The 26,985-nt window shown below is 38.0% G+C and carries 17 protein-coding genes; 3 read left to right on the top strand and 14 right to left on the bottom strand.

The features are described 5' to 3' along the window. Window positions 1-160: 160 nt before the first annotated feature. Window positions 161-3,274, bottom strand: coding sequence for a beta strand repeat-containing protein (locus ACM0OX_RS07655; RefSeq protein WP_414514404.1), 3,114 nt, complete (start codon window positions 3,272-3,274; stop codon window positions 161-163). A gap of 963 nt (window positions 3,275-4,237) precedes the next feature. Beyond that, window positions 4,238-7,870 (bottom strand): pyruvate:ferredoxin (flavodoxin) oxidoreductase, encoded by a 3,633-nt coding sequence (nifJ, locus tag ACM0OX_RS07650; protein ID WP_414514356.1) that lies wholly within the window; start codon window positions 7,868-7,870, stop codon window positions 4,238-4,240. A gap of 466 nt (window positions 7,871-8,336) precedes the next feature. Between nifJ and ACM0OX_RS07645 the strand changes: the two genes are divergently transcribed. Next, window positions 8,337-8,993, top strand: a complete 657-nt coding sequence (locus ACM0OX_RS07645) for a GAP family protein (protein WP_414514355.1) — start codon at window positions 8,337-8,339, stop codon at window positions 8,991-8,993. 23 nt (window positions 8,994-9,016) lie between these two features. On the opposite strand, the gene ACM0OX_RS07640 is transcribed toward ACM0OX_RS07645, so the two are convergent. Then, complete coding sequence (locus tag ACM0OX_RS07640; protein WP_414514354.1) at window positions 9,017-10,411, bottom strand: Rieske 2Fe-2S domain-containing protein; 1,395 nt, start codon at window positions 10,409-10,411, stop codon at window positions 9,017-9,019. Between the two features lie 76 nt (window positions 10,412-10,487). Next, complete coding sequence (locus ACM0OX_RS07635; RefSeq protein ID WP_414514353.1) at window positions 10,488-10,661, bottom strand: hypothetical protein; 174 nt, start codon at window positions 10,659-10,661, stop codon at window positions 10,488-10,490. Between the two features lie 304 nt (window positions 10,662-10,965). On the opposite strand from ACM0OX_RS07635, the gene ACM0OX_RS07630 reads away from it, so the two are divergent. Then, the gene (locus tag ACM0OX_RS07630) at window positions 10,966-12,069 is read left to right on the top strand and encodes an endo-1,4-beta-xylanase (protein ID WP_414514352.1); all 1,104 of its coding nucleotides are present in this window, start codon (window positions 10,966-10,968) and stop codon (window positions 12,067-12,069) included. Window positions 12,070-12,348: 279 nt separating this feature from the next. Here the strand turns inward: ACM0OX_RS07630 and ACM0OX_RS07625 are convergent, their stop codons facing one another. The 10 genes from ACM0OX_RS07625 to ACM0OX_RS07580 form a co-directional block, all read right to left on the bottom strand. Then, the gene (locus ACM0OX_RS07625) at window positions 12,349-13,173 is read right to left on the bottom strand and encodes a WecB/TagA/CpsF family glycosyltransferase (RefSeq protein ID WP_414514351.1); all 825 of its coding nucleotides are present in this window, start codon (window positions 13,171-13,173) and stop codon (window positions 12,349-12,351) included. A 136-nt stretch (window positions 13,174-13,309) separates the two neighbouring features. Continuing rightward, complete coding sequence (locus tag ACM0OX_RS07620; RefSeq protein WP_414514350.1) at window positions 13,310-14,461, bottom strand: glycosyltransferase family 4 protein; 1,152 nt, start codon at window positions 14,459-14,461, stop codon at window positions 13,310-13,312. 108 nt (window positions 14,462-14,569) lie between these two features. After that, the gene (locus tag ACM0OX_RS07615; RefSeq protein ID WP_414514403.1) at window positions 14,570-15,463 is read right to left on the bottom strand and encodes a glycosyltransferase family 2 protein; all 894 of its coding nucleotides are present in this window, start codon (window positions 15,461-15,463) and stop codon (window positions 14,570-14,572) included. Window positions 15,464-15,591: 128 nt separating this feature from the next. Beyond that, window positions 15,592-16,608 (bottom strand): hypothetical protein, encoded by a 1,017-nt coding sequence (locus ACM0OX_RS07610; protein WP_414514349.1) that lies wholly within the window; start codon window positions 16,606-16,608, stop codon window positions 15,592-15,594. 24 nt (window positions 16,609-16,632) lie between these two features. Continuing rightward, window positions 16,633-17,904, bottom strand: a complete 1,272-nt coding sequence (locus tag ACM0OX_RS07605; protein WP_414514348.1) for a glycosyltransferase family 4 protein — start codon at window positions 17,902-17,904, stop codon at window positions 16,633-16,635. 48 nt (window positions 17,905-17,952) lie between these two features. Then, a complete protein-coding gene (locus ACM0OX_RS07600) occupies window positions 17,953-19,182 on the bottom strand; it encodes an O-antigen ligase (protein ID WP_334896634.1) in 1,230 nt (409 codons plus the stop codon). A 21-nt stretch (window positions 19,183-19,203) separates the two neighbouring features. Continuing rightward, complete coding sequence (locus ACM0OX_RS07595; protein WP_414514347.1) at window positions 19,204-20,127, bottom strand: glycosyltransferase family 2 protein; 924 nt, start codon at window positions 20,125-20,127, stop codon at window positions 19,204-19,206. A 25-nt stretch (window positions 20,128-20,152) separates the two neighbouring features. Further along, a complete protein-coding gene (locus tag ACM0OX_RS07590) occupies window positions 20,153-21,475 on the bottom strand; it encodes a flippase (protein ID WP_414514346.1) in 1,323 nt (440 codons plus the stop codon). A gap of 120 nt (window positions 21,476-21,595) precedes the next feature. Continuing rightward, window positions 21,596-22,549 carry a glycosyltransferase family 2 protein gene (locus tag ACM0OX_RS07585; RefSeq protein ID WP_414514345.1) on the bottom strand — a complete coding sequence of 318 codons (954 nt, stop codon included), beginning with the start codon at window positions 22,547-22,549 and terminating at the stop codon, window positions 21,596-21,598. A 70-nt stretch (window positions 22,550-22,619) separates the two neighbouring features. Then, a complete protein-coding gene (locus ACM0OX_RS07580) occupies window positions 22,620-24,824 on the bottom strand; it encodes a GumC family protein (RefSeq protein ID WP_414514344.1) in 2,205 nt (734 codons plus the stop codon). A gap of 1,119 nt (window positions 24,825-25,943) precedes the next feature. Here ACM0OX_RS07580 and ACM0OX_RS07575 point away from each other — a divergent pair. Beyond that, window positions 25,944-26,327 (top strand): hypothetical protein, encoded by a 384-nt coding sequence (locus tag ACM0OX_RS07575; protein ID WP_414514343.1) that lies wholly within the window; start codon window positions 25,944-25,946, stop codon window positions 26,325-26,327. Window positions 26,328-26,985 lie beyond the last annotated feature (658 nt).

Here is a 26,985-nt window from a genome sequence, read left to right as displayed (position 1 = left end):
TTATACCAATTGAAAAAAAGAATGCGACAAATAGGCCATTTGTAGAGACGCGATTCATCGCGTCTTTACCCAAAGAGGTGTTGCAATCATTAATTGAATTGGTATTAGTAAAGGATTCAATTTCAAAGTTCCGAGCTAGTAGTTTCGTGTTTTGGACAAACTACACTTGCAAGGCAAAATCTGATGCCGTGAGAGTTGGCGCACCAGTTATAGTCGCAAATAGACCACCATTGCCAAAACCTGGTGCGCTGGCATTTTGGTTGTAGAACAACTGTCCACTGACAGGATTGTACACAATTTTCGCCATGCTAGTCCCTGCTAAATTAGTGACTTGAAAATCATTGGCGTTACTAAAACCATTTCCTGCAACAGAGGTAATGGCACTAAAGGAAGTTATATCCAGTACAATCTTGTCACCTTCAGAACTATTAAAGTCACTAATGGTATTTACTAGAAGAGTAAAAACTCTGTAAGAATCGTTTTTGTACACAAATCTATCAGCACCTGCACCGCCAACGAGAGTATCATAGTCTTCACCACCACTGAGGATATCATTACCAATGAGGGTATCATTACCAGCGCCGCCTCGTAGCAAATCGTTGCCACTCTTGCCGTCGATGATATCATCACCTCCCCGACCATTAATCACATCATTGGAATTGTAAAAACCTGTGATGTTATTGTTAAGGTCATTGAGGAATGTCACCGTGTTCTTATTAAACAAGTTAGTTTGAGTGGAGTTGGCATCGAAGACATCAAAACTGTCAACGACGCTGGTCTGATTATCAAACAGGATATTGCCGATCGCAGCTCTGCTACCTGATACTGGTAAATTATCCAATTGTTCTAGTTGAAAGTCTTGCAGGATAACTTTGGTATTGGCGACATTTTCAAAAGTGACTTCTAAATCGTTACCATTTTGAGTTAATTGCAGATTTCTAGCAGTCAATCCCAATCCTGTAAAGTTCAGGGTGTCAACTTGAGAAATCACCACCGATGAAGGATTTGTACCTTTGCCAATGCCGCCAAAGTCGGTGATGGTGTCGATACCATCGCCAGGATGAAAGATAAATTTATCTTGACCACCGTTACCTGTGAGGATATCGTTACTAACTTTTCCATCGATAATGTTGTTGTTGAGTGTGCCGATAAGGATATCTGCACTCTTAGTTCCCGTGATGAATTTCTGGATAAAACCCAAGGTGGTAGTTGCTACTGTACTGGTATTACTAAAACTTTTCCCATCATTAACGACAAACTCAATTGTAGTGTTAGCAGTAGCGGCAGCAGTATTGTTGTAGGTAAGGCTGTTAAGAACTTGTTGGTAATTGGCAATAGTATCTGTGCCGCTCAGGGTGAGAGTACCCGTAGTTGGGTTGTAGGTAGAAGTGATATTACCAATGGCAGTGGCATTAAGACTTTCGGCTGCGCCATTAAAAAGATTAGTAATGGTAATGGTGACACTAGCTAAGGTAGTATTGTTGTCACTTAGAGTGAAATTGCGATCGAGGATGGCGACGGGAGTACCGCTAAAGGTAGTGCTAAAATCCATTCCCTCTGAATTGCCGTTGAGGTCGAGTACGGGAGCGCGGTTGCCAAACACCACGTAGGTGTTCTTCTGTGAGAAATAACCTCCGCTGAAGTCGCCATCTAGTGAGCTGAGAATTAGGTCGTCGATGCCGTCACTGTTGATATCTCCCGCACTGCTGCTGACAGAGGAGCTAAAAGGGCTACCTCCGTAGCCATTGAGGGTAAAGCCATTAGTGCCGTTGAGGGTGGAGAGGTCGAGTTGGGCACGAAAACCGTCCTTGCTACCAAACACCACGTAGCTCTCCCCTGAACCTCCTCCCCCGATAATCAGGTCGTCGATGCCGTCACCGTTGATATCTCCGGCACTGCTGACAGACCTACCTGAGTAGTCAACTATATCAGTGCCGTTGATGGCAAAGCCATTAGTGCCATTGAGGGTAGAGAGGTTGAATTGAGCATCAAAACCGCCCTTGCTGCCAAACACCACGTAGCTTTGCCCTGAGAAGTCGCCGTTGGGGCTGGCATCTGGTGCCCCGATAATCAGGTCGTCGATGCCGTCACCGTTGATATCTCCGGCACTGCTGACAGACCTACCTGAGTAGTCAACTATATCAGTGCCGTTGATGGCAAAGCCATTAGTGCCATTGAGGGTAGAGAGGTTGAATTGAGCATCAAAACCGCCCTTGCTGCCAAACACCACGTAGCTTTGCCCTGAGAAGTCGCCGTTGGGGCTGGCATCTGGTGCCCCGATAATCAGGTCGTCGATGCCGTCACCGTTGATATCTCCGGCACTGCTGACAGACCAGCCTAAACTGTAACTTTCTTTGATGCCGTTGATAGTAAAGCCATTAGTGCCGTTGAGAGTGGAGAGGTTAAATTGGGCATCAAAATCGCCCTTGCTGCCAAACACCACGTAACTCTGCCCTGAACGGTTGCCGTTGGGGTCGGCAAAGAATGCCCCGATAATCAGGTCGTCGATGCCGTCACCGTTGATGTCTCCTGCACTGCTGAGAGACGAGCCGGAGAAGTCACCTTCTTCGATGCCGTTGATGGCAAAGCCATTAGTGCCGTTGAGGGTGGAGAGGTTGAATTGAGCATCAAAACCGTCTTTGCTGCCAAACACCACATAGCTTTGCCCTGAATAGGAACCGTTAGGGTCGGCAAAGCGTGCCCCGATAATAAGGTCGTCGATGCCGTCACCGTTGATGTCTCCCGCACTGCTGAGAGACCAGCCTAAACCGTCACCTTCATTGATGCCGTTGATAGTAAAGCCATTAGTGCCGTTGAGGGTGGAAAGATTAAATTGGGCATCAAAATCGTTCTTGCTGCCAAATACCACATAGCTTTGCCCTGAAGCGGAGCCGTTAGGCGAGGCTCTAAATGCCCCAATAATCACATCGTCGATGCCGTCACCGTTGATGTCTCCTGCATTACTGACAGAGCCTAAGAAGTCACCTTCATTGATGCCGTTGATAGTAAAGCCATTAGTGCCGTTGAGAGTAGAGAGGTTAAATTGGGCACCAAAATCGTTCTTGCTGCCAAACACCACGTAGCTCTGCCCTGAATTGTATAAGTCGTTGGGCGAGGCAAGGAATGCCCCAATAATCACATCGTCGATGCCGTCGCTGTTGATGTCTCCCGCATTGCTGACAGAACTTCGTGTACTGTCACCTTTATTGATTTCGTTAATAGCAAAGCCCTGAGTGCCGTTGAGATCCGAAAGGTTAAAAGTTGAATTTGCCATCATTTCTCTTGTGTTAGTTTTTATGAGTTATTTGTCGTTAGTTATTAGCAAAAATACTAGTACTGCTTTGCTTAATTCGTAATTACGATCGCATAAAGATTTTAGACATTTTAAACGGGTGGTTTATTTACGCGGTGCCGTATTCAACCTCCCCACACTGCCATTGAATTGCCAATCTTTTACTACGTTGCTGTTCAGGTGATGTCTACGACGGGCTACGCTTATGCACTTACTCTGAGATGCAATATTCTTCCGCTTACTCTCTTTTATGTCCTTATGCTGCCACATCCAACCGATAGCGGCAATTGAATAATTCGTAATTTGTGATTCGTAATTAGCAAGTTTGATCGCAAGTTACAAGCTTACAATTACGAATTGTATTAATAGAGGTATTTTGATGTCAGCTAGTCAACTTATCTGAGGTTGTAGGCAAAAATCACTTTAATAACTGTTAAATCACTTAAATACTCTGATGAATATCTAAGCATTGTCAATAGGCTAGGTGTAATTTTGATAAAGTTACAGTAAATTTTAAGAAGCACTATATAAAGTTTTTGCGTCACTGATAGCGTATCTTTAGGGTTAAGCAAGCTAGTAAGAGCGTCTTGTAAAGAAGCGTTAGCAAGTCATTGAACATCACAATTCTTGGTAGACATGGCACTCTTCTTAAAGATGATGTTGAGGAACGAAACCTAAAAATTTGTGCGTTTGCTAGCTGAAATTTGGGTTCGATACAACCTAAATCACAGCGTTACTAATGAAAAGAATGAATTTACTAACCAAAATCATTCTTTTGTAACGAAAATAATGATTTTACTAACTAAAAGGGTAATTTTATAACGAAAATTATAATATTTGTTATAAAAATAATTACTTTACTAACCGAAATGATTATTTTGTAACAAAAATTGCAACTTTAGTAACTAAAGTTGCAATTTTTATAAATAAAACTAGGGCTGATGCTCAGAGAATGTCGCGCTTTGCGAGATATTGGTACATTTGCCAACGGGCATCTACCTCAGTTTGGGCTTGTTCTAACAAGTGCTTGGCAACGTCAGGTTTACTCTTAGTGAGCATCTTGAAGCGATTTTCTTGATACATCGAATGTTCTACAGATTGCGTAGGCGATCGCATATCCAATTGCAATGGATTTTTACCCTGGTTAAGCAACTCTGGATTATGCCGATACAGCAACCAACGACCTGATTCTACCAGAGTTTTTTGATGATTCATCCCGGTAGTCATATTAATGCCGTGGGCGATGCAATGGCTGTAAGCAATAATTATAGATGGGCCATCATAAGCTTCTGCTTCTAAAAATGCTTTCAGGGTATGTTCATCTCTAGCACCAAGAGCTACACTCGCTACGTAGACGTTTCCGTAGGTCATGGCAATCATCCCTAAGTCTTTTTTAGGTGCTGGCTTACCACTGGCGGCATATTTGGCAACTGCGGCTCGTGGCGTAGCTTTGGAAGATTGACCGCCTGTATTAGAATATACTTCTGTATCCATCACCAATATATTGACATTGCGACCACTAGCAATTACATGATCGATGCCGCCAAAATCGATATCATAAGCCCAACCGTCACCGCCAACAATCCAAACGCTTTTTCTCACCAAATAATCTGCAAGGGATTTGAGATTTTGGATTTTAGATTTTAACTTGGGGTCAAAAGTTACGATTTCATCTAACTTCTGCTGCAACAGTTCTATTCTTTCGCGCTGTTCCCAAATATCAGCTTCGGATTTTTGTTCAGCTTTCAGGATGGAGTAGACAAGGTTTTCATCTATTTCACTTCCCAACTGTTGCAACAATTCCGCCGCAAACTCAGCTTGTTTGTCAAGGGAGAGGCGGAAGCCAAAACCGAATTCGGCGTTATCTTCAAATAGATTATTAGACCATGCGGGGCCGCGTCCTTCGGCGTTGGTTGTCCAAGGAGTGGTAGGAAGATTGCCACCATATATTGAAGAACAACCTGTAGCATTGGCAATGACGGCGCGATCGCCAAACAATTGTGTTAATAATTTTAAGTAAGGTGTTTCACCACAACCTGCACAAGCACCAGAGAATTCAAATAGAGGTTCTTGCAGTTGTTGTTGGCGAATCTGGTTTAATTTTAGCGATCGCCTGTCAGGATTAGGTAAACTCAAAAAGAAATCCCAGTTTTTTCGCTCTTGCTCTTGCAATGGCAACTGTCTTGCCATGTTAATCGCTTTCAGCGATGGCTCAGATTTATTTTTAGCAGGGCAAATATTTACACAAATAGTGCATCCCGTGCAATCTTCTGGCGCAACTTGAATGGTAAATTTTTGATTGGCAAAGTCTTTATCCTTTGCACCCGTTGACTTGAAGGTTTCTGGTGCATTAACTAACTCATCGACTTGATAAGCCTTGGCGCGAATGGCACTGTGGGGACAAACCATAACGCACTTACCACATTGAACGCAGACATCCGGTTCCCACACAGGTATCTCTTCGGCAACGTTACGTTTTTCCCACTTCGCAGTACCTACGGGAAAAGTGCCATCAACAGGCAGTGTGCTAACAGGTAAGTCATCACCTTCCCACACCATGATTTTGCCCAGAACTTCTCGCACAAAATCGGGAGCGGAGTTAAGTGAGGAGTTAGGAGTTAGGAGTGAGGAGTTAGGACTTGTACTGAGCGGAGCCGAAGTAGTGAGGATTGTTTGGGGGACATCTACTTTATGCAAGTTGTCTAAGGTATTGTCTACAGCTTGCAGGTTCATGCGGACAACTTCTACGCCTTTTTTACCGTAGGTTTTGTCAATTGCTTGTTTGATTTTAGCGATCGCTTCTTCTTGCGGCAAGACACCCGCTAAGGCAAAGAAGCATACTTGCATAATGGTGTTAATTCTGCCACCCATGCCACTTTCACGGGCAACCTGGCTAGCATTGATTACGTATAACTTCAAATGCTTATCGATAATTTGCTGTTGTACCTTCAAAGGCAGATATTCCCAGACGGTATCTGCATTGTATGGACTGTTAAGCAGCAAAGTCGCTCCAGGAATAGCAGCCTTCAAAATATCTATGCGTTCCAGAAATCCCCAGTGATGACAACCAATAAAGTTAGCTTGGTCAATTAGATAGGTAGAGCGAATTGGCTTTTTACCGAAGCGGAGATGAGAAACGGTCATTGAGCCAGATTTTTTGGAGTCAAAGACAAAGTAGCCTTGAGCGTAATTGTCGGTTTCTTCACCAATAATTTTGATGGAGTTTTTGTTAGCGCCAACTGTACCATCAGCACCCAACCCATAGAACATCGCCCTGACAACATCATCCGATTCTGTAGAAAAGTTAGGGTCAAAGCTGAGAGAAGTGTGACTAACGTCGTCATTAATCCCAATCGTAAAATGATTTTTTGGTTTAGCTTGGGCAAGATTATCAAAAATGCCCTTCACCATCGCCGGAGTAAATTCCTTAGAAGAAAGACCGTAACGACCACCAATAATTTTAGGGTATGAAAAAGTATTTTCTCCCCCTGCCTCCCCTGCTCCCCCTGCTCTCCTATCCCCCCACGCTTCATGAATAGCAGCCACTACATCTAAATACAAAGGCTCACCAGCGCTACCTGCTTCTTTGGTGCGATCGAGAACTGCGATCGCTTTTACACTAGTTGGTAATACTGCAACAAACCTTTGGACATCAAAGGGGCGGTAAAGTCGCACTTTCACCACGCCAAGTTTTTCACCACGGGCGTTAAGGTAATCTACTGTTTCATGGACGGTTTCACAACCTGAACCCATAAGAACGATAACGCGATCGGCATCCTTAGCACCGTAATATTCATAGATTTTATAATGCCTTCCCGTGCGTTCTCCAAATTCATCCATGATGCGTTGGACAATATCTGGACAGGCATTGTAATAAAGGTTAGCACCTTCACGTCCTTGAAAGTAGACATCGGGGTTTTGGGCAGTACCGCGCAATACGGGACGATCTGGGGTGAGGGCGCGGCTGCGGTGGGCGAGTATTAGATTATCGTGGATTAGCGATCGCAAATCATCATCTGAAAGCAATTTGACTTTCTGCACTTCATGTGATGTGCGGAAACCGTCAAAGAAATGCATAAACGAGACTCGCGTCTCTAAAGTAGCAGCATGGGCAATGAGAGCAAAATCTTGACTTTCCTGCACCGAAGCCGAACACAGCAGGGCGAAACCAGTCGCACGAGCTGCCATGACGTCGCTATGGTCGCCAAAAATTGATAAAGCATGAGTAGCCAAGGAACGGGCGGCAACGTGAACCACGGCACTAGTCAACTCACCAGCAATTTTGTAGAAGTTGGGTATCATCAACAATAATCCCTGAGATGCCGTAAAGGTGGTACTCAGGGAACCTGTTTGCAAAGCCCCATGTACAGCACCAGCCGCTCCCCCTTCGCTCTGCATCTGCACGACGCTGGGAACAGTACCCCAGAGGTTGGGACGACTTTCTGCCGACCAAGCATCTGCCCATTCACCCATTGCTGAAGAGGGGGTGATAGGATAAATGGCAATCACTTCATTTAATTTGTAAGCAACACGGGCAACAGCCTCATTCCCATCGATAGTTGCAAAGGTTTTGTTCATAACTTGATTTTGTCCCCGCCTCTAAACTGCATTATCAGAACACTTGAATATAAGAATCATAAATAGCCAGAATTAGAAAGTGAGTGTATTATATGCATTAAAGATTTAGCGGTAGGATTTACCCACATTTAAAGGATAATTTATTGATGGTTTTAGGCTTTTAAATTAACTTTCAACCAATACTGCATCTATTAATTATCTCATTTGCAATACCGCATCTATTAATATGCATTAATAATGTACTCAACAATCAAAATCTCTGTTTGAAAAGACTTTGAGGCAATTTATTCTTTTTTGTGGGGTATAGGGTCGGGAATCTCTGATGTATTTTACTTAAACCTTAGAGGTCACTTATCAAGTCAAAATACAATTACTGTAGTACAAACAGAATGAGCAGTAGCTTATTCTGCTTCTATTACTTAAGATTACTCACAAAAGTCAAAAGCAATTTACTATTCATTCAAAGATGACCTATTTTTTACTTTCTCTAGCAGCAATCTCATTATTTGGTAGTATTAATCCTAATGGCTTTGCAGTACAAATTTATCTACTGAGTACGCCGAAACCTGTTATCCGTGTATTAGCTTTTACCTTTGGGGAATATGTTGGACTTTTGATTTCAGGACTATTAATTGGTTGGGGACTTAGACAAGTAATTCAAGAAGCTTTAAATTATGTTGGTGAGAGTATTTATGTATTGCAATTACTTGCAGGAATAGGACTATTGATTGTCGGATATAACGCACCAAAAACTTTGAAGCCTTCTACAAAAGCTGTACAACCTCATTCACTCAAGCCACTGCACACTTTTCTTTTAGGTTTTACCATTGTCGCCGTAGAAACTCCAACTGCATTGCCTCATATTGCTGCTCTCCAGCAAATGAATGATGCCCATCTTTCAATCCCAATATTTATATTAATTTGGGCATTATACGATTTAATTTTTATCTTTCCATTATTGATAATGGTTGCTATCTATCTAGTGTTAAATGACAAAGCTATTAGTTATTTAGAAAAATTTTATTATAGAATAAATAGTTTGGTAAGCAAAATCTTACCCTTTGTTTTAAGTGGGATTGGGGTTTTTTTGATTGTCAACAGTCTCATTCAGTTTTTTAGTTAGATAGTTTTTTGTCGCAGCATAATTTATTTTACTTTGTCATCATAAAGTTTAACCAATGGTAAACCTCGATTGTGAATACTACTAAGAAAAAGCTGCTTTATCTCATTCGATTTATATGATAAAAAATAACTAAATACTGCAATGATACTTGATATTAATACTAAACTTACGTGAACACTTATTGAGATCAAAACCAATGTTAATAATGCAAATATCATAATACAAATATTACCAAAAGTTTGTACCTTTTCTAGAAAAACCAGAGAATTACGACAACTTGGACAATGCTTTGTATGTCTATGCCATCGGTCATATAATTGTTCATCACTCAATTGTTTAACACTGTCTTCTACACACCCTTGCCATGAAGGACTACCTCCAGCAAATTCGTCTAGCCATTTTCTGAAAGTTATAATACCCACATCAGAGGGAGAAGGCAGAAAGTATGCCCTTTGCCATTTTTTATCTAATGATGACTGATTCACTTCCTGGGAATGCATAGCTGATAAATCTTGGTCACTTAGCTTATATGTGGATAAGTGCTGTAACCCAGTTTGTAAATCTTTTGGGAGAATCTTAAACCAAAAATTCCTTTTAACTGAACTTCCATCAGAAATCAACTTGCCAATATACCTACAACAACCTGGTTGTGTAGGAACAAAGTACAACTGAAAAATATTAGTTTTGCCGTTGGGGTAACGATATATCGTAGTATTAGAACAGGGTGGAGTAAACTTCCGCATCGCCTCCATATCTTTGTTGAAGAGATTGTAGCCTTGATGTTTGAGAGTAAAACCTTCTTGAGCAGATATTTCTCCAACAGATTCAAAATATTCCATAGGCACAGCTGTTTTAGGTGAAAAAAGACCTATTCCTTCATGAAGAAATTCTGCATGAGAAGGATCAAAAGTACTTTCAACAGAGACGGTATAACCAACCGGAACTTCTGTCATCTGCCAGGAGGTGGAAGATATATCTAATTCTGATTCAGGGATGGTAGCTGGCTGCTTTGAGTAACAATCTTCAAAGGCTGTTGAACTATCATCTGGCCATACCCAAAGCAATTCTTGGATAACTTGTGTAGGATATGTTGTAACTCGTGACCTTAAACTATCACAAGCAGTTACTTCTGCTTGGCTACCAGCCAACATAGGAATTTTAGTGCATTTCCCTTCACCGTTAAAACACCAACCGTGATGTCTACACATTAAGTTTCCATCTTCAGTAATGGTTCCCATAGATAGTCGCACCAACTTATGAGGACAAACATCATCCATTACTACCCACTTGAGATTTTTGTCTCTCCAAATCACCAGTTTTTTTCCCAGAAGAGTGATAGGAGTGGGATTCAAAATATCTAAGTAGTTTAAAGGAATAATAGGATACCACTGTTTAGTCCAAGAAAACTGAGTTGTCATAATAAGAGTTAGAAACCTAATTTATAAAACTATAACAGTAAGTTAATTTGACAATATAACGACTCACAGATTGGTATTAATTGCCGTTTGTGACAATAACTACACTATCGATTTTCAATTGACTATATTCCATATAAATGATGCGATCGGCTTTACGTTCTAAGAATAGCTGGAGAAAAGTAGAGTCAATGGCGATCGCATCACCATCGGCAGCAAAGTAGTACGATCTAAAAACATCACAATTTTGCAACTATCCGGTGCTGATTTAGACATAATTAACTATTTATGATCGAATGAATCTTTATTATTAAGGATAGTATCTTTCCCGCTAGTATGTTGTAAAAGTACAGTTAATTGATGTAAGTCGAACATGCGTTATACTTTAACATTTTTATATTGTGTAATGACTGTGTGAATTATCACTAAACCTCAAAAAGTATCAAAATTTATTTTGTAATATAATCTTATGTGTTTTTGATTAAATACAATTTATGCCTTATCGGAGAAATTTTTTAAGAAGAGCAGGATATACAACCCTTTCTGCTTTATTAACTATGGGGTTTTTACAAAAGGATAACCAAAAAGAAAATCAAGGTACGAATGCTATTGCAGGAAATTATACAAGTAAAAATTTAAATTCTCCTCTTCGGCCTCTTCGGCAATTAGCTGCCGCCAAAGGAAAGCGTTATGGCGCAGCAATTTCTAGTGAATTTTTGCAAACAGAGAAAGATTACGCTAACCTGATGGCTCGTGAATGTTCCATTGTGACACCGAACGGTGAATTAAAATGGAACGCTACTGAACCACAGCCAGGACAATTTACCTTTGAATCAGCAGATGCGATCGCTGATTTCTGCCAAAAACATAAGATAGAATTGCACGGGCATACCCTTTTCTGGCACATGGGAAACCCAGACTGGGTTCCTTATCCACCTACACTTACGATGATCGAACGCCATGTTAAAGGAGTCATGGGGCATTATCGCAATAGTCCCGTTTTAAAGTCTTGGGATATTGCCAATGAAATCATCGCTGATAGTGAAAATGAAACTGATAACGCTACCTATGGTTTGCGTAAAGGGGTAAAACCAGAATTGATTCGAGACTTGTTTTTAATTGCCGCTTCAGTTGATAGCAGCAAGAAATTTTACCTAAACGATTTTGGCATCGAAGGCACCACATGGAAATCAGAACGTTTCTTAAGAATGGTCGAATATCTGAAGAATAGTGGCGTTAAAATTGACGGGGCAGGTATCCAGTCACATCTATGGTTTTCTACTGCCTATGGTTTTGACGAGAAAGGATTTAATTCGGTCTTAAAACGGCTTAACGATCTTGAAGTGAAACCAATAATTACGGAATTAGATATTATCATTGATACCCCGCTACCCGATAGTATCAAAAGCTTAGACCAAATGGTAGCCGATAGTTACAAGCAATATCTTGATCTGTGTTTTGCAGCTAAAGTCGATACTGTGATTACATGGGGACTTAGCGATCGTCATACCTGGATACGTCATCCCGAATGGATGCCAAGAAAAACCTTTAGAAACAATCCAAGTCTCTGGAAATTTCTACGTCCGCTTCCCTTCGATGAGAACCTGCAATCTAAACCAGCTCGCAATGCTATAGCCCAGGCTTTTCAGGAATCAACTTAATACTCCGCCCAGGCGTAAATATAGCGTTTCCTTAGCAACTGAGGTACATAAAAATCTTGTTTACCAAGCTTAGTAGCTTTGAAAATGTACCTCACTATACCGGGAATTGCTATAAAATTTTTATTATTTTAAGCAAAATAGATGGAGATATTTTTAGTTATTCACGATTATGAAAGTTGAATAAGACTTACTGACTAATTAATCATTAAATCTTAGTACAACATTTCATAAATTCGTGACGAATTGAGCGACCTACTGCTAAGAGTCTGAGAGACTCGATCAAGCTACGAACTTTTGAAATTTCGTACTTATAAATACCAGAAGGTTATTTTTTTTTCGTTTACTTGAGATATTCCAAATTTCTTGTAAAAATAATGTGCCAACAAACCAAGGCTCAACTAAGTAACGTCTCCAAAGCCTCTTCGGTTCAGACAACAAGCGATACAACCATTCCAAACCCACCTTTCCCATCCACCGAGGAGGAGTAGGTATTGCTCCTGCTATATAGTCCATACAGGCTCCACTAGTCAAAATAGTATTGGCATGAATATATTCAAGATTTTCGTAAATCCAATATTCTTGGCGTGGCATACCCATTCCCACCATTAATATATGGGGTTTGTAAGCATTAATTGCAGCCACAGTGGCGAGATTTTCTTGACTATCTTTATCTATATCAATATAGCCATGAGCGCAAGCAATCTGTAAACCAGGAAATTTCTGGCATAAAATATTTGCTGCGTTTTCAGCAACTCCTGGCTTTGAACCTAAATAAAATACACGCCAGCCTTTAGTAGCAGCTTCTGCCATCAGAGGCCATACCCAGTCAGCATAGGTTACTCTTTGTTCGCGTTTAATTGGAAAACCCAACAGCTTTCCAATAAACACTAAAGGCATACTATCAATATGGGTATATTCTGCCTTGGAATAAAAAGCTTGCATTTTTAGATCATTATGTAAGAGATAAAGACTATGTAAGTTGTGGTTAGCAATAATCCATTTTTCATTCCGATCGATAGATTCTTCAATCAATAAATTTAAGTCAGGAATAGAGAGTGCATCCACTTGAGCACCAATAATTTTATAAGAAAATTGCTTTTTCATATTTTATTTTTCTTTTGACAAATATGAGATTTTATCTCAATTTAAAAGTGATTTTGTAAAACTAATTAGTAATATTCCAACACTGAATTACTGAAATATCCAAGTTTTTTAGTTAAAAATTATTATTTAAATATAACTAAAAAACACTTATTTTCATGAGGATGTCTGCGATATTCTGTGCTCTTGCATTCCAGGAATACTTTTCTGTAATTAAAGTATATGCTGTATCTACAAGTGATTGATATCTATCAATATTTGAAGCAGCATCCAGTATTGTATTAGCGACTTCTTCGCTAGAACATCCTGTTACTAACAGATGTTCTAAATGGCGAAATTCTTCTAAACCTCGTAATCCTTCTGGTGTTGATACAACTAATTTTCTACTAGCGAAATAATCTAATGCTTTATTGCGAGCGCCACCTGCTACTGCTTGTTTTGAAAATGGCAATAAAGCAATATCTGCATATTTCAGATGGGAGACAAAATCTTCTCTTTTAGGTAAAAAGCCTAAAAAAGAAATATTAGAGGGTATTGGTTCTGAAATATCATTACTATCCCTACCAATGACGACAAAATGTAGTTTTTGCTGATGACTTTCAAGGTATTTAGCAACCTCAATAGCCATTGATACAGACATATCATTAGTTGGAAATTGAAATGTTTTGGGAGCAATGATAACGACTATTTTAGCTGGTCTGAATGCCTGATAGGGGTCTTTATCTGGAAAAACTTCAGTATTGAGTAAGTCTTCAGTAACACCATTCCCGATAGAATAAATTTGCTCTGGAGTTTTTCCATACCATTGGGAAATTAGTTTAGGAATTGATTCACCTGCTGCAATAATTGGACTACCAGAAAATATTAAAATTCCCTGAGCAATATATGTCTTAATACATTGTGCAAACTCTTTGAAAGGATTGGCAACTGAAAACAAACGCATCCAGTATTCATAAGGCGAAAATGTATGAAAATCTAAGACAAGAGAGGAGCTACTGTGTTTTCTAAGCTTTAGTGAAATTAAAGCAGCCAATCCAGGTAGTGTTTCTTGAGCATACACAATATCTGGACAAAACTCGTCGATGCACTTTTCTATGGATTGAATATATGACTTCAAGCTTCTTGAACCAATAGAAACAGAAGGTGCATAATCCACAGACGAACAATCTAAACCTAGTTGAAAAACATCAAAATGTTTAGTAAGATATTGCCCTAGATAAAAAGGTCTAGTAAATGCACCGAATGGCTGACTAGAATCGAGAGTTGAGACGATTAGTAAGCGTTTACCCATAGAATGATTTCTGATTATTATTTTATAATTTGAAATTGCATTTGTCAAATTCTTAAGATACGTTAGAACTTATCCAAATATTATCTAGCAATGACTCTCGTGCAAGTATTAGACTTCTGAGCCAGTTTGATTAATATCCTCAGAAAACGTAGGAGAGGTAGCCAAATCTTTGTAACCAATAATTGCTCTTATATAAGGTAAGAACCAGTAAAATATCCAGAATGGCCCAGAGTGTCTGCTACAAAATATAGTCCATGATTTCAATGGAAATGCTTTGATTTGTAGTACTTTTTTCAAACGTTCTAAGAGATTTAAATTGGTGTCTGCCCAACTATTGCGGATAGAGTTTTTAGTGCAAGTACCAATATACTCAGGGGCTACCCATATTTTACAACCCAATTTACGCGCTCTCAGGGCATAATCTAAATCTCCTAAACTATGGACAAAAGCTGTATCAATATTGCCAACTTTGGCGGCCACACTTTTAGGAATTAGCACGCAGTTACCATACATAGCATCGCATTTTTGGATAACGGAGCTTGGTTTTAAAAATTCAAATTTATTAGAATACCAATTTTTAGATTTTACTGCTCCTCCATAGGTTGCTTTTCCTGTAATTGAGTCTTTAGTTGAACCAACTACAATTGAGTCTGGATAACCAAGTTCTGTTAAATTTTGATGAACCTGTAATAGTTTACTCACAGCATTGGCTTCCAAAAATGTGTCATCATTCAACCATAGATAATAATCATATTTATATTTTATTGCTTCACCAAAAGCGAGATGCATTCCTCCCACCCAAAATAAATTGCCATTACCTTGAAGAATTTGTACTTCTGGATATTCTGCTTTAATAGCCTCTGTAGTCCCATCAGAACTTCCATCATCGGTTAAATAAACATCACAATCATTTTTTTGCTGATATAAGGCATTTAGACAGGCAAGAGTTGTATTCCGTCTGTTATAACATGTCATAATTACAGCTAGATTCGCTTTATTCATCTCATTTGCCTCATAATAATATGTACAAAAATAGTTAATCAAAATAATAAATTTAGATATATTTTAGATGGATTTTATTTATAATCTCAATTCTCAAAGTTTTACCTTTCATATATCGTGATGTCAGTTTAAAACTTAACCTTGTTCTCTATCCATCCGCTGAAATTAATATCTAAGTTAAAGCTTTTTAGTTTTTGTTCCATTCTTCTGACTTCCAACAAATATCTATGCCAAACTGATACACGAGGCATATTAAACCTGACAACCTCTTTACATAACCATTGATATTTATCTGAATGAATATTAAACTTTTTCAAGCTTTTTATTTGTCCATACCAATCGTGATAAAAAAATAAGTTGAAATAATGAATGGATACAATATCATCCCAATGTTTAATTTGTATTTCTTTCGATAAACGGTTATGTAAAGGTAATGGATAACTATAATTAGAGGGAAGATGTTCAACGTTTTCTTCCAAGGCACATAAAGTTACAGACAAAACAGACTGCTCAACAAAATAAATACCCTGGGGAGGAGTAATATCCAAGCGCATTACTTTTTCAAAGTTCTCTTTCCAAGTTGTAAATATACCCGTACTCCTTCTGACAGCAATCAAACCAGAATTCCAGTAGGCTCTGATTCTCTTATTACCAATGGGTGTGTCAACAAATACCTCACGCTTTACTCCCAGTACTTCATATAGTTTTTGCCAATACCATTCTTGAGGATCTTGCAAACCTGTAGAACCAATTCCTTGACCATACTCAGGACGCATCCGTACATTACAATCTACGGGCAATAAAAATTCTTTTGGTTCCGAAAAAAAGCATTTGTCACTGTCTAAAAAAACCAATATTTCTGCATCGATATTTTGTTCTGCATAGGCACAAACTAGGGGCTTATTAGCTAAATAATATTCATGGAATTCTTGATTTATCGGGATTTGTTGATGAGTCACCTGCAAAGCTTCAAAGGCTTGTTGGGTTTCCTTTAAAATAGGTTCACCTACTCTAGGATGGAAACTATATATAGGTGTATTTTTCAATTCGCCGCAGAACTTACGAATACTTTCTGCAAGCATCAAAGATTGGCCTTCTAAACGACCAGGTTCTGTACAAATTATAAAAGCTATAGGTATTGACATATTATGAAGTATTGATTTACTAAGTTAATTACTCAATGAAGATTTCTTTGCTATCATCAATATTTCCTGAAACAAGCCTGAATAACGACGTGCTTGAAGTTCCAGGGTAAATTCTTGCTCGGCTTTCTCACGAGCATGAAATGACATTTTTTGCAACCTCTGTTCATTTTCAAGAACCCAGGTAATTCCTTTGGCAAAATCCTCAACTTCATAAGGTTTAGCCAAATAGCCGTTCTGCTGATGATCGACAATATCTTTTAAGCCAGTAGAATTAAACGCTACAACTGGAGTACCACAAGCGAATGATTCCGAAGCTGTCTGTCCAAAAGATTCTTGAAGAGATGGTACAAGCATTACATCAGCAGCTGAGTAAACAGTTGCTAAAGATATAGCATCATGTAAGTGTCCCAAATAGTGGGTTTTGAAGCCTAAATCAGGTGGATTTTCGGGTTGAGATGCTCCAAAAATCACAACTTCCAAGTCATTCTTCCAGCCAGATTTACTCAATTCTTGTAAAGCTGGTTGCAACAAATGAAATCCTTTATTTCTGTCGCTTGTGGCTTCTATCGCTCCAAAGAGTATCAGTTTTTTATCTCGAGGTAGATTGAGTGCTTCTCGTGCAAAATGTTGATTAATCGGTCGATATTTTTGAGTATCTAATCCGTGGGGAATTACCTCAATTCGCAAATTCTGGAATAAAGAGCTAGAACGAGCACACTCTGCTAACCAAGAACTTGGTGAAACCAGAGTTAAATTTAAATTTTTCCAAGCTTTTACTTTGCGCTGCCATACCCAACGGGATAAATCCCATTCACTACCACTGTTGAGTTGAGGACAAGCCCCGCAGGATGCTTTGTAGCGATCGCATTCTCCAGTAACGTGACATCCTCCTGTAAACCCCCACATATCATGGAGAGTCCAAACTAGAGGACGCTTCAGTTTAGCAAAGGTTTCTATTTGCATAAAACCTCCGCTAATCCAATGCAGATTGATTATATCTGGATTAATCTGAGCAACTTTCGGAATAACTCTATCTGGCAACCATTGAGTAAAAAATGGAGTATTTTTCTTTTGACGATAAAGCTTTAATGGTAAACTTTCAACTGTCAACTTTGCCTTAGCGATGCCTTGAAATAGTCTAATTTTAGGTGCAATTACTGTTTTATCATTGCTATATTTTTCCTGAACTAACATTTGTGACTGTAGTCCTATATCCTGTAAACCTGTGTGTAAACGATATGCAGCCCTCGCCGCACCGCCATTAATATCATAGGTACTAATATGTAAAATTTTCATTTTTATTAACTTAATAATCACTAAAATTCTTTCTGACTGCCATAAAAACTAATTGACTAAAATATTTTTACGATTTCTTTGATATTCAACAGTTAAAGATAATGAAGTGGTGACATACATTAACCAATTCCAGCTAGGAGTTAATAATCTTGCTTCTGAAAAATTAACTATGACTATGATAATTAGCATCTGCATTGGCCAATAATCTTCCGGTTTTTTAGCGACAGAAATAATTCGAGTCAATGCCATTGCAAAAAAGCGGACAAACCCTGCTGCAAAAGTCAAAAAACCTAAAAATCCCAACTCTAACAATAATTCTAAAAAACCATTATGGGCATTACTTGCCCAATCATAAGTAGCTCTTAATTTAGATGCAGCATTACTAGTCCAAAATCCCGAAAATCCATAACCTAACCAAGGTCTTTCCAATATCTTGGAAATTACTAGATCCCAGAGGTCAGAGCGTCCATTGAAGGTAAGGTCTTTACCAGAAGTACCAACTACAGTTTCGGCATTATTGAGAAGTAATATTGAAGAAATCATCAGGAACATCAAAGTTGAAGTAATCATAATAACTTGTAATTTATAATTAGTTTTCTTCAAGGATCTGTAGAAAGGTAAAAGTAATACCATTGTCAATAAGATCGTTAAAGATGTTGTTGAACGTGAGAGAATAATTAGACATATAGAGATCCCACATAATCCCCACATCAACCAGCGATATCGATGACCACTAAGAGCTAGGTGCAAAAAAACTCCTGCACTCCAAGCCATCATGTAACCTAATTCATTTTTATGACCATAAATTCCACTCCACATACCTAGTAATTCAGGTGATTCGTGAATATAACCTGGTACGAATGCAGAAAATATTATAGATAATGATGCAGCTACACCAAGTGCCCAAGCTATCAGTCTCATTTGTTCCCTAAGGGAATAACGCATTGCTAAATAGATTGCAAGAAAATATATGCGGATTAGACCTCTTAGATAAGTAAGACTAGAACTTAGGTCTTCTGACCATAAAAGAGAAAATATAACTATTGCTAGTAGAAAAAACTGTAATGGACTTCTAGTAATTACATAAAGAAAACCTTTCCAGTATAAAATTAGGAAATAAAATAGAATTAAATATGAAACTATATTGAACAAAGTATCTAGCTTATCGCCTCCAAGGGTAGACATGGAAACTTCTTGTGCAGGGTGTATTGTTAATGCCCCTACAGCAATGAGTAATAGCAAGATAGTTAATATTTTTTCTGTTAATTTTACTTTCATTTGGGATATTTAATTAATTTATTATTTTATCGCTGAGTAATTCAATCTTTTCTTCACTTCCTCTTTAAAAATGTCCAATGCAGTTGCTTTATAGACTGTTTTCTGTGTAAAATTATCTGCTTCTACATTCCTGACAATAAATGGTGGATGTTGTAAGGGAAATTCCATTGCTTGCATCGGCATATTGATGAACGAAAATTCTTGATTGGAAGTGAAGTGAGTTGCGTCTGCACCAACACCAACATTAGAGATTAAATTGACATTGGGAATAATACTTAAGCTTCCCTGCATCCAACAAGCAAATGTCCATTGGTAATCCCAGGTTATACCGGTAGGATTGTCATAAACAGATTGAAATATTCGTTGCCAAGAATTTACCGCTTTTTGGTCTAGAAGAATGTCATATAAAAGGTTTTCTGCTTGTACCTCTTTCCAGAGTTTGATGGTCAAATCATAATGTTGCCAAGCACGTCTCCAACTTGCCCAACCCCAACAGTGGTTGTAACGAGAAAAATAGTAACTATAATTTGTACGTTTTCGTCCAAGTTGAAGATTTTGAGCAGAAATTGTGGCGATTCTGGTATCATTTCTATATTTTTCCAGCAGTTCTTCGCTAAACCTGAAAAAAGTTGGATGAGGGATACAATCATCTTCTAAAATAATTGTCTCCTCAACATTATTAAATACCCAATCTAAACCACTTGATACCCGTTTTGCACAACCTAAGTTGATATCAGAATAATTCTTGATTACTTCACAATCCCAATCAACTCTCTCAATAATTGCCCTAGTAGCTTCGCATTTTTCTACCTCACCTTCGCGGTCAGTGCGGGGGCCGTCTGCAATTACAAAAAGTTTTGTTGGCTTTGCTTGGCGAATAGCTTCAAAAACTTTCTCTGTTGTTTGTGGACGTTTAAAAATAATAAAAGTTATGGGTGTTTGCATAATAATAAAATTTAAGTAGCAACAATTAGTATTTGTAAAAATGAATAAGCGATCGCACCTGAATTTTAAATAGCTTTTGTGTTCTTGAATCAAATGCGTTGCATATAAAAGCAGCAGCAGCTTGAGATATTATTGTTGCGATCGCAGCCCCAAGTCCTGCATATTTAGGAATAAGTAATAAATTGAGAATAATGTTTAGTATCGCTCCAAATAAAGTTTTACCTAAAGAAACGTGGTTCAAACCTTCAGCAATAAACCAAGGTGATGTTGCAAGACCCATAAATACAAACAAAGAAGTCCAAATATGAACTGCTAATATTGCTCCTGCATCTGCATATCCACTTCCAAACATCACCATAATTATCTTGTCAGATAAAAAGGACATTGGAAGAGCAATTGCTAAAGATATACAAGTCATGAGACTGAGTAATTGTCCTATTCGCTGATAGTAAAGACTTTCTGATTTTTCCTTGGCGGCATAAATTGCTGGAGCAACAGAAGAAACAATCGCCCCCGGAATAAAATACCAAATTTCAGAAACACGTACAGCCGCAGAATAAATACCAACCTCACTATCTCCGATCATTTGACCTAACATCACCTGATCTATTCTCATAAAAATCATGATGGCGAACCCCGAAAAAATTAGAGGTAAGCTCTCTTTCAGAAGAGTTTTGGCAGCTGCAACGCTCCAACGCCATAACCACAATGAAGACCCTTTGACTTGGTAAACAATTAGTAAGCCAATTGCACTCATTGCAAATTCTGCTAATGTTACCAAAGCAAAAGCTAGCAACGGTGCTTTTGTTAAAATAAGTACGATTTTGATGAGAGTATTTAGCAGAAACGCTATGTTTTTAGCGATTACAGTATATTTTGACTGCACCTGTGATTGAAACCACAGTTCAATAGTATCAGATGCCCTAAAAACTCCTGCTATTCCTAAAATTGCAACTAGCCATATCTTTAGTGTTTCATGCTCACCTAAGAAAAACATCGTGCTAACTGCCAATAAAACAGAAGCAATTCCACCCAAAAATTTTAGCCAAAAAGTAGTTCCTAAAATTTCCTCTTTGTTTGATGATTGACGAACAAGATGGCGAACTACTACGTCATCTAGTCCGAGAGTAAAAACTGGGCTGAATAAGGCAACAAAAGCTAAAGCATAGTTAAATAGACCATACTGTTTTACGCCTAAATAACGTGCTACCCATACTCCTACAACCAAGCTTGCACCCATACGTAGAATGCGATCGGCAAATAACCAACCTGTATTAGCAACAATTGCACGCAGCCCAGAACGAGATTTAAATTTCGATAAGTTTTTAATTTTTAATTTGCTTAACATTATTTTTGTGAATTAATCACATACGATTATTTATATTTATCAATCTTGCTCATACAATTTTTTCATTTTTTCAAATACAAAATAAAGTGTATTTATTTAGTAACTCACATTAGCGATCACTTAGATAATTTTTAATTTACCACTAATCAAAATTTTCAAAAAATAGCTAAATAAGAAAACAATGCCCTTGATTTTCCAATACAAACTATGCTCAAATAAAAATATTATTTTCAAATAAGTAACAAAATCGTTATATTTGGGGCATGGTATTGTTTGTAGCTCCCTGATAGATGTAAAGGCTAATAATAATGGGGAGCTAAAATTGTTTTTTTGCAGAATGTAATTAAACAGGGAATTGCGTTTCCAGAATCTTTTGTATTCATAGTTTTTGTCTACATCTAAAAAATTCTTATTATGATACTGGTTATTGTCATGTATTCTATACATCACTAAAGGTTTAGACATATAAAACTTTTTAGCCCCCACCAAAGAAGCTCCCCATACCAAACAGTCATCAGCCCTTACACGCCAATCTTCTAAATTTGGAATAGGTAAAAATTTTCTGACTATTTCTCTACGTATTGATAATGTTGAAGTTATGGAACCAATCCATTCGCCATTATATAAAGTTCTAATTACTGAATAACCCAAATCTAAATCAACTGCATCGTCTTGAAATATCCCTTCTACTGCTCCAAATTTTTTATACGCACAAAATAAAAAATCACATTCACTGCGTCTATTGTAAAAGTTTAGGACATTTTCTAAATACTGAGGTTCATAAATATCATCAGCATCTAAAAAAAATATAATGTCACCAGTAGCAGCTAAAAAACCTTCATTAAAAGATGATAATTGCCCTTGATTTTGTTCTTTAAAGATAGATTTAACATTAGCAAATTGAGTTAATTTATTGATAACTTCCGCAGAATTATCTGTAGATGCATCATCAACAATGATAATTTCATCAAATTTAACTGTCTGATTTAAAGCGCTATCAATTGCTTCAGAGATAAATTCAGCATAATTGTAATTATTAATTAAACAAGAAGTTTTGATTTTAGTTTTATCCATTATTCCTATAGTTACAAAATTGGGTTTAGATGGTTGTAGTGATAGTAGCTTTCACAATTTCTAAGATAACTTAACGCTCTTGGCGAAATTTAGTTAAGCTGCTAGATACTAAATCTTGTTCAATTTGTCGTTTTTTAGTGTCATAAAAATAATTATTAGGTTCATTTTTAGTATTCACACCATTGATGACTATCCCTAATACCTTCTGACCTGACTGAGTTAAAAACTCTTTAGCTGCATTTGCACTATTCAAGTCAACCACTCCAGGACGAACGACTAATAATATACCGTCAGTCAAGGTGCTTAAAACAGCAGCATCTGCTATTCCTGACAATGGGGGAGTATCAAAAATTACAAGATCGTAATCTCTCCCAAAGCTACTAATTAATGTAGCCATACGTTGAGAATCTAGCATTGCCACCGGATTGGGAGGTAAAACTCCAGAAGTAAGAACTTCCAGATTAGGCATGACTTCCTGAACAACTGTATCTAAAGAAGCTTGATTAATTATTACATTACTTAGTCCCATTGTATTTGTTAGTCCCCAGATATGATGCTGTATGGGATGACGCATATCTGCATCCACCAACAACACCCTACGCCCCGCCTGAGCCATAGTCACAGCTAAATTTGCAGATACGTCAGACTTTCCTTCTTTGGCAACGGAACTTGTAATTACAATGCTTTTGAGCGGTTTATCAGAACAGAGGAACTTCAAATTCACTTGTAGTATTTGATATGCATTACCAACAGGGAAGTAAGGAATATCTCTGCCAATAATTTTGGGAATAGCTCTATCAAGTCCTGGTATAGAAGAATGATCTTTAGCATTTCTACCTTGTGTAGGAATGACTCCCAAAACACTGTATCTCAAGACTTCTTTGGCTTCTTTGACGGTCTTCACCGAGCGGTCTATCAAGTCTAAAGTAAAGGCGACAATGATACCTAAGAAAAAACCAACTCCTGCTCCACCAACGATAAACAGCATTTTCCGAGGTCCTTCTGCTTTATCAGGGATTAAAGCATAGGAAATGACACGAGCATTTGGAATTTTTTGGTTCTGTGCAATATCAATCTCTTGGCGTTTCTTTAAGAGTGTTTCGTAAGTTGTTTGAGCTGCTTGCAGTTTCCGTTCTAGCTCTCGTTGACTTTGTTCTAGCCTTGGCAAATTATTTGCTCGTTTGATATAGGCATTTTGCTGTTGTTTGAGTGTGGCAATTTGTCTCTCTAGACCAACGCGTTCTGCCTGGGCACGTGTAATATCTGCAATTAGGCTTTGCCGCAGTTGTCCAACCTGTAAACTTCCCTGTGTTATCTGCGCTCCACCAGCTACTTGTCCTGTCCGCTCTTTTAGCAAGTTCTTAAGAGCTACGACTTTTTCTTCTAAGTTAGTAATTGTAGGGTGTTCAGGTGCAAAACGAGTCCGCTCTATTGCTAGTTTGCTTTCTGTTTCTTGGAGTTCAGCAAGCACTTTCTGAACTCCAGGTGCTTGACTCAATTCAGATTCAATTACACCTTGCCGTGAATCTACCTGAGCTTCACTGCTTAACTGTTCTAGACGACCCTTCACATCATCTAGTTGAGCTAAAGCTTGAGAAATTTGGTTTCCTAACTTAGAAATTGTATCGACTGCTGCGGCTGCTTCTTGGTCTAGGACAACAACTTTATTCGTTTCTTTAAATACTCGCAGTTTTGATTCGGCTCTTCTGACAACTTCCTCAGCTTTAGGTACTTCCGTTACAAGAACCTGTTTGGCTGTCCGCGCTTCATTCTGATTAGCCTTGATATTTAGATCGATATAACTGTCAATAACTTCATTGACGATTTTAGCAGCTAGTTTCGGATCGCCGCCTTTATAAGAAAGTTGTACAACATCAGTGCCTTTGATTCCTTCTATTTTTATTTGTTTTGCCAAGTCTGGAATCGAGAGCAGTTTACCTCGGCTATCTTTGAGATTGAGAGAATTAATCGTTTTCTCAATTACTGGATTCGATCCGATAACTCTCACCTGAGTTTCCAGGGGATTGTCGTTCACATTCAAAGCTTCTAGGCGTCCTATGTCATCCGGTAAGCCCGTGAGTGAAGAAGAGCGATTTGTTTTAATCATCAAACTTCCTTCTGCCTTGTATGAAGGTTTTAGTGAAAATGCATACAAGCATCCAAGGCTAACAGATATGGCGAAAATTCCAACTAGAGGTAGCCAACGCCGTTGAAGAACTTCTAGGTATTTCTGAATATTTACTTCTTCAAAATTTGGTAAAGATTCCATCGTCATAATATTATGTAAAATTTTATAAAAAGGCTATTTACTTACAGCAAATATTATCAACATTTTTGACTACAGTAGTGCTGTAGTCTATTTTGCACTATTAATATTTGCGTTGATTGTTAGCTAATACCTTGTTGCTGAGGTTCTTCAATATCTGAAGTTAACTATTAGCTTTGCAAGTTGCAATTTTAACTTAGATTGATATTTTATTGATTGAGAGCAAAAACAAGATGAGTCACAATTTTATTCCTGATTTAGTCGCTTTTCATTTTTGGAGCTTAATGTTGGTTAACTTCGTTTTGTATTACTACTAATGCAAATATTGATTAGTAAACTAACAATCACTATCATATTATGTAAGAACACTGAATTTGATAACTTTACAAAAAATTCATAGAATATACTAATACATTCACTCTCGGTTTGCTGATTTTGAAAAGACAAGAAGAGTTAATTCCTTCAGGGTAAGGAATAGAACAATTGTGCCAGCCTATAAGCAATGTAAGCACTTCAGAGATAGGCTATAGACAGTGAAAACAGATGCCTATAAAGACTGGATGAATCTTTACGTAAGCTACTTCAAAACTTTAAAGAACAACTAATTCTTGCTCTGAATAATAGTTAATTTTGGGAATAATACGGGACTGGCAATCATAAAATTGCATGATTTTAGTATTGAACCTATAAGCACTCGCAATCAGTTTAATTCGCCTTTATGTATATTTATACTACGATATGTAGCATAAATATCTGCATGTTAACACGCATGAAATATAAACGGCTAGTAAGTAAATTGGTACCAGCTTCAATTTAACGTAGCCCAGCAAAGGAGTATCAAATAACAGCGTGGCTAGAGCAATAAATTAGTCTACATCAGACTAGTACAAGACAGCGGAAATCCAGCTAATATCTCAATTAACTAGACAAATAGCTCAAGCAAATTGTTCAAGGTAGGCAAACTTCAGTCATATTTTACTAGATTTCACTATATTTTTCATGAAGTTTGGCTATATTTATTATTACCTGTGTTAATCTAAAGTACTCAAGATAGCCTCCTATTTCTTTGTTTTTGGATCTAGGCAATTGTAATTATTAAACTGACATTAAATGTTGAGAGATTGAATTATGAAATCCTCTTCTATTATCTTAGCCGTTGTGATTAGCGCACTCACCCTCAGTCAGAGAGCCTATGCTAACCAAGAGAATGTTCCTATAACAATGGATGATCGCGATCGGGTTGGAGTTTTATTGACAGAACCAGCTACGATTAACGCTACATGGAGCAATTTTATCGGACAGACTAATAATCCAAAACAAGCTGCTGAATCAATTTCGCTGATGCAGGAGCGAGGATGCCAAAAAATTAACCCGCTTGAGTTCATCAATAACCCAAGCGCTTTTTTTAAGCAATGTCAGGAGCCAACCAAGACTCAAAGTACTGAACCAATTGAGTATCTCAAGGTTCCTAAACTGGATTCTGGTATTCGTGTGACAGTTACTAAATTTTGATATAGGACGCCTTATGTGAATTAAAAATGCCCAAGCTATAGCAAGGGTTTCAGGCTGTGGTTTAGCCAAGATGTTTAACCATGTTGACGTATTTACGCCTTTCCAGACTCCAACTCACATAAGCCATATAGGAACTTTTTTAACAATAATTTTATGTCAACTAGAAGTTGAAACTAGTAAGCGAGAAAGCTGTGAGATGTTCCTTCATTAGGAGTTTTAAACTATTTCCCACTTCTCCAAAAACTGGGAATGTTGTTGTTTAAGCTATGCTGCGCAACAATCAATTAGATACCCTTACACAAAAATCTTTTTGCTTCAAGAGGATATTAGGGCGATCGCGGGTGTTTCTGTCTTGTCAAGTATCATCCTTGATGTTAGTGTCACCACTGTTAGTACTTTTATTCCATAAAATTTCTCTAGGAGTAATCAAGTTGACAATACCGCATCCAGTGCAGATGTCTGCGTGCAATTATGACACAAGTGCAATTGTCACAGATATCTGCGTCTTCTCGATCATCCTAAATCCCAGGAAAGAGATATGAGTAAGAATGAAGACACAGATGTAGCAGTTCCGCTAACAGCAGGCGATTGATAAAGCCATAGTTAGGGGTTGCTGAAAAATAAAGAAAAGGTGACAGTATCTAAATTATTAGACTCT

The sequence above is a fragment of the Nostoc sp. PCC 9305 genome (assembly GCF_963920915.1).
Classification (GTDB): Bacteria; Cyanobacteriota; Cyanobacteriia; order Cyanobacteriales; family Nostocaceae; genus Nostoc.
The sequence above is the reverse complement of the archived record's forward strand: the minus strand, read 5'-3'. Positions and strand labels throughout refer to the sequence as shown.

Bases quoted from the DNA above. Each gene is read 5' to 3' on its own strand.
- ACM0OX_RS07655 (WP_414514404.1), bottom strand. From the start codon at position 3,274: ATGGCAAATTCAACTTTTAACCTTTCGGATCTCAACGGCACTCAGGGC.
- nifJ (WP_414514356.1), bottom strand. From the start codon at position 7,870: ATGAACAAAACCTTTGCAACTATCGATGGGAATGAGGCTGTTGCCCGT.
- ACM0OX_RS07645 (WP_414514355.1), top strand. From the start codon at position 8,337: ATGACCTATTTTTTACTTTCTCTAGCAGCAATCTCATTATTTGGTAGT.
- ACM0OX_RS07640 (WP_414514354.1), bottom strand. From the start codon at position 10,411: ATGACAACTCAGTTTTCTTGGACTAAACAGTGGTATCCTATTATTCCT.
- ACM0OX_RS07630 (WP_414514352.1), top strand. From the start codon at position 10,966: ATGGGGTTTTTACAAAAGGATAACCAAAAAGAAAATCAAGGTACGAAT.
- ACM0OX_RS07625 (WP_414514351.1), bottom strand. From the start codon at position 13,173: ATGAAAAAGCAATTTTCTTATAAAATTATTGGTGCTCAAGTGGATGCA.
- ACM0OX_RS07620 (WP_414514350.1), bottom strand. From the start codon at position 14,461: ATGGGTAAACGCTTACTAATCGTCTCAACTCTCGATTCTAGTCAGCCA.
- ACM0OX_RS07615 (WP_414514403.1), bottom strand. From the start codon at position 15,463: ATGAATAAAGCGAATCTAGCTGTAATTATGACATGTTATAACAGACGG.
- ACM0OX_RS07610 (WP_414514349.1), bottom strand. From the start codon at position 16,608: ATGTCAATACCTATAGCTTTTATAATTTGTACAGAACCTGGTCGTTTA.
- ACM0OX_RS07605 (WP_414514348.1), bottom strand. From the start codon at position 17,904: ATGAAAATTTTACATATTAGTACCTATGATATTAATGGCGGTGCGGCG.
- ACM0OX_RS07600 (WP_334896634.1), bottom strand. From the start codon at position 19,182: ATGAAAGTAAAATTAACAGAAAAAATATTAACTATCTTGCTATTACTC.
- ACM0OX_RS07595 (WP_414514347.1), bottom strand. From the start codon at position 20,127: ATGCAAACACCCATAACTTTTATTATTTTTAAACGTCCACAAACAACA.
- ACM0OX_RS07590 (WP_414514346.1), bottom strand. From the start codon at position 21,475: ATGTTAAGCAAATTAAAAATTAAAAACTTATCGAAATTTAAATCTCGT.
- ACM0OX_RS07585 (WP_414514345.1), bottom strand. From the start codon at position 22,549: ATGGATAAAACTAAAATCAAAACTTCTTGTTTAATTAATAATTACAAT.
- ACM0OX_RS07580 (WP_414514344.1), bottom strand. From the start codon at position 24,824: ATGACGATGGAATCTTTACCAAATTTTGAAGAAGTAAATATTCAGAAA.
- ACM0OX_RS07575 (WP_414514343.1), top strand. From the start codon at position 25,944: ATGAAATCCTCTTCTATTATCTTAGCCGTTGTGATTAGCGCACTCACC.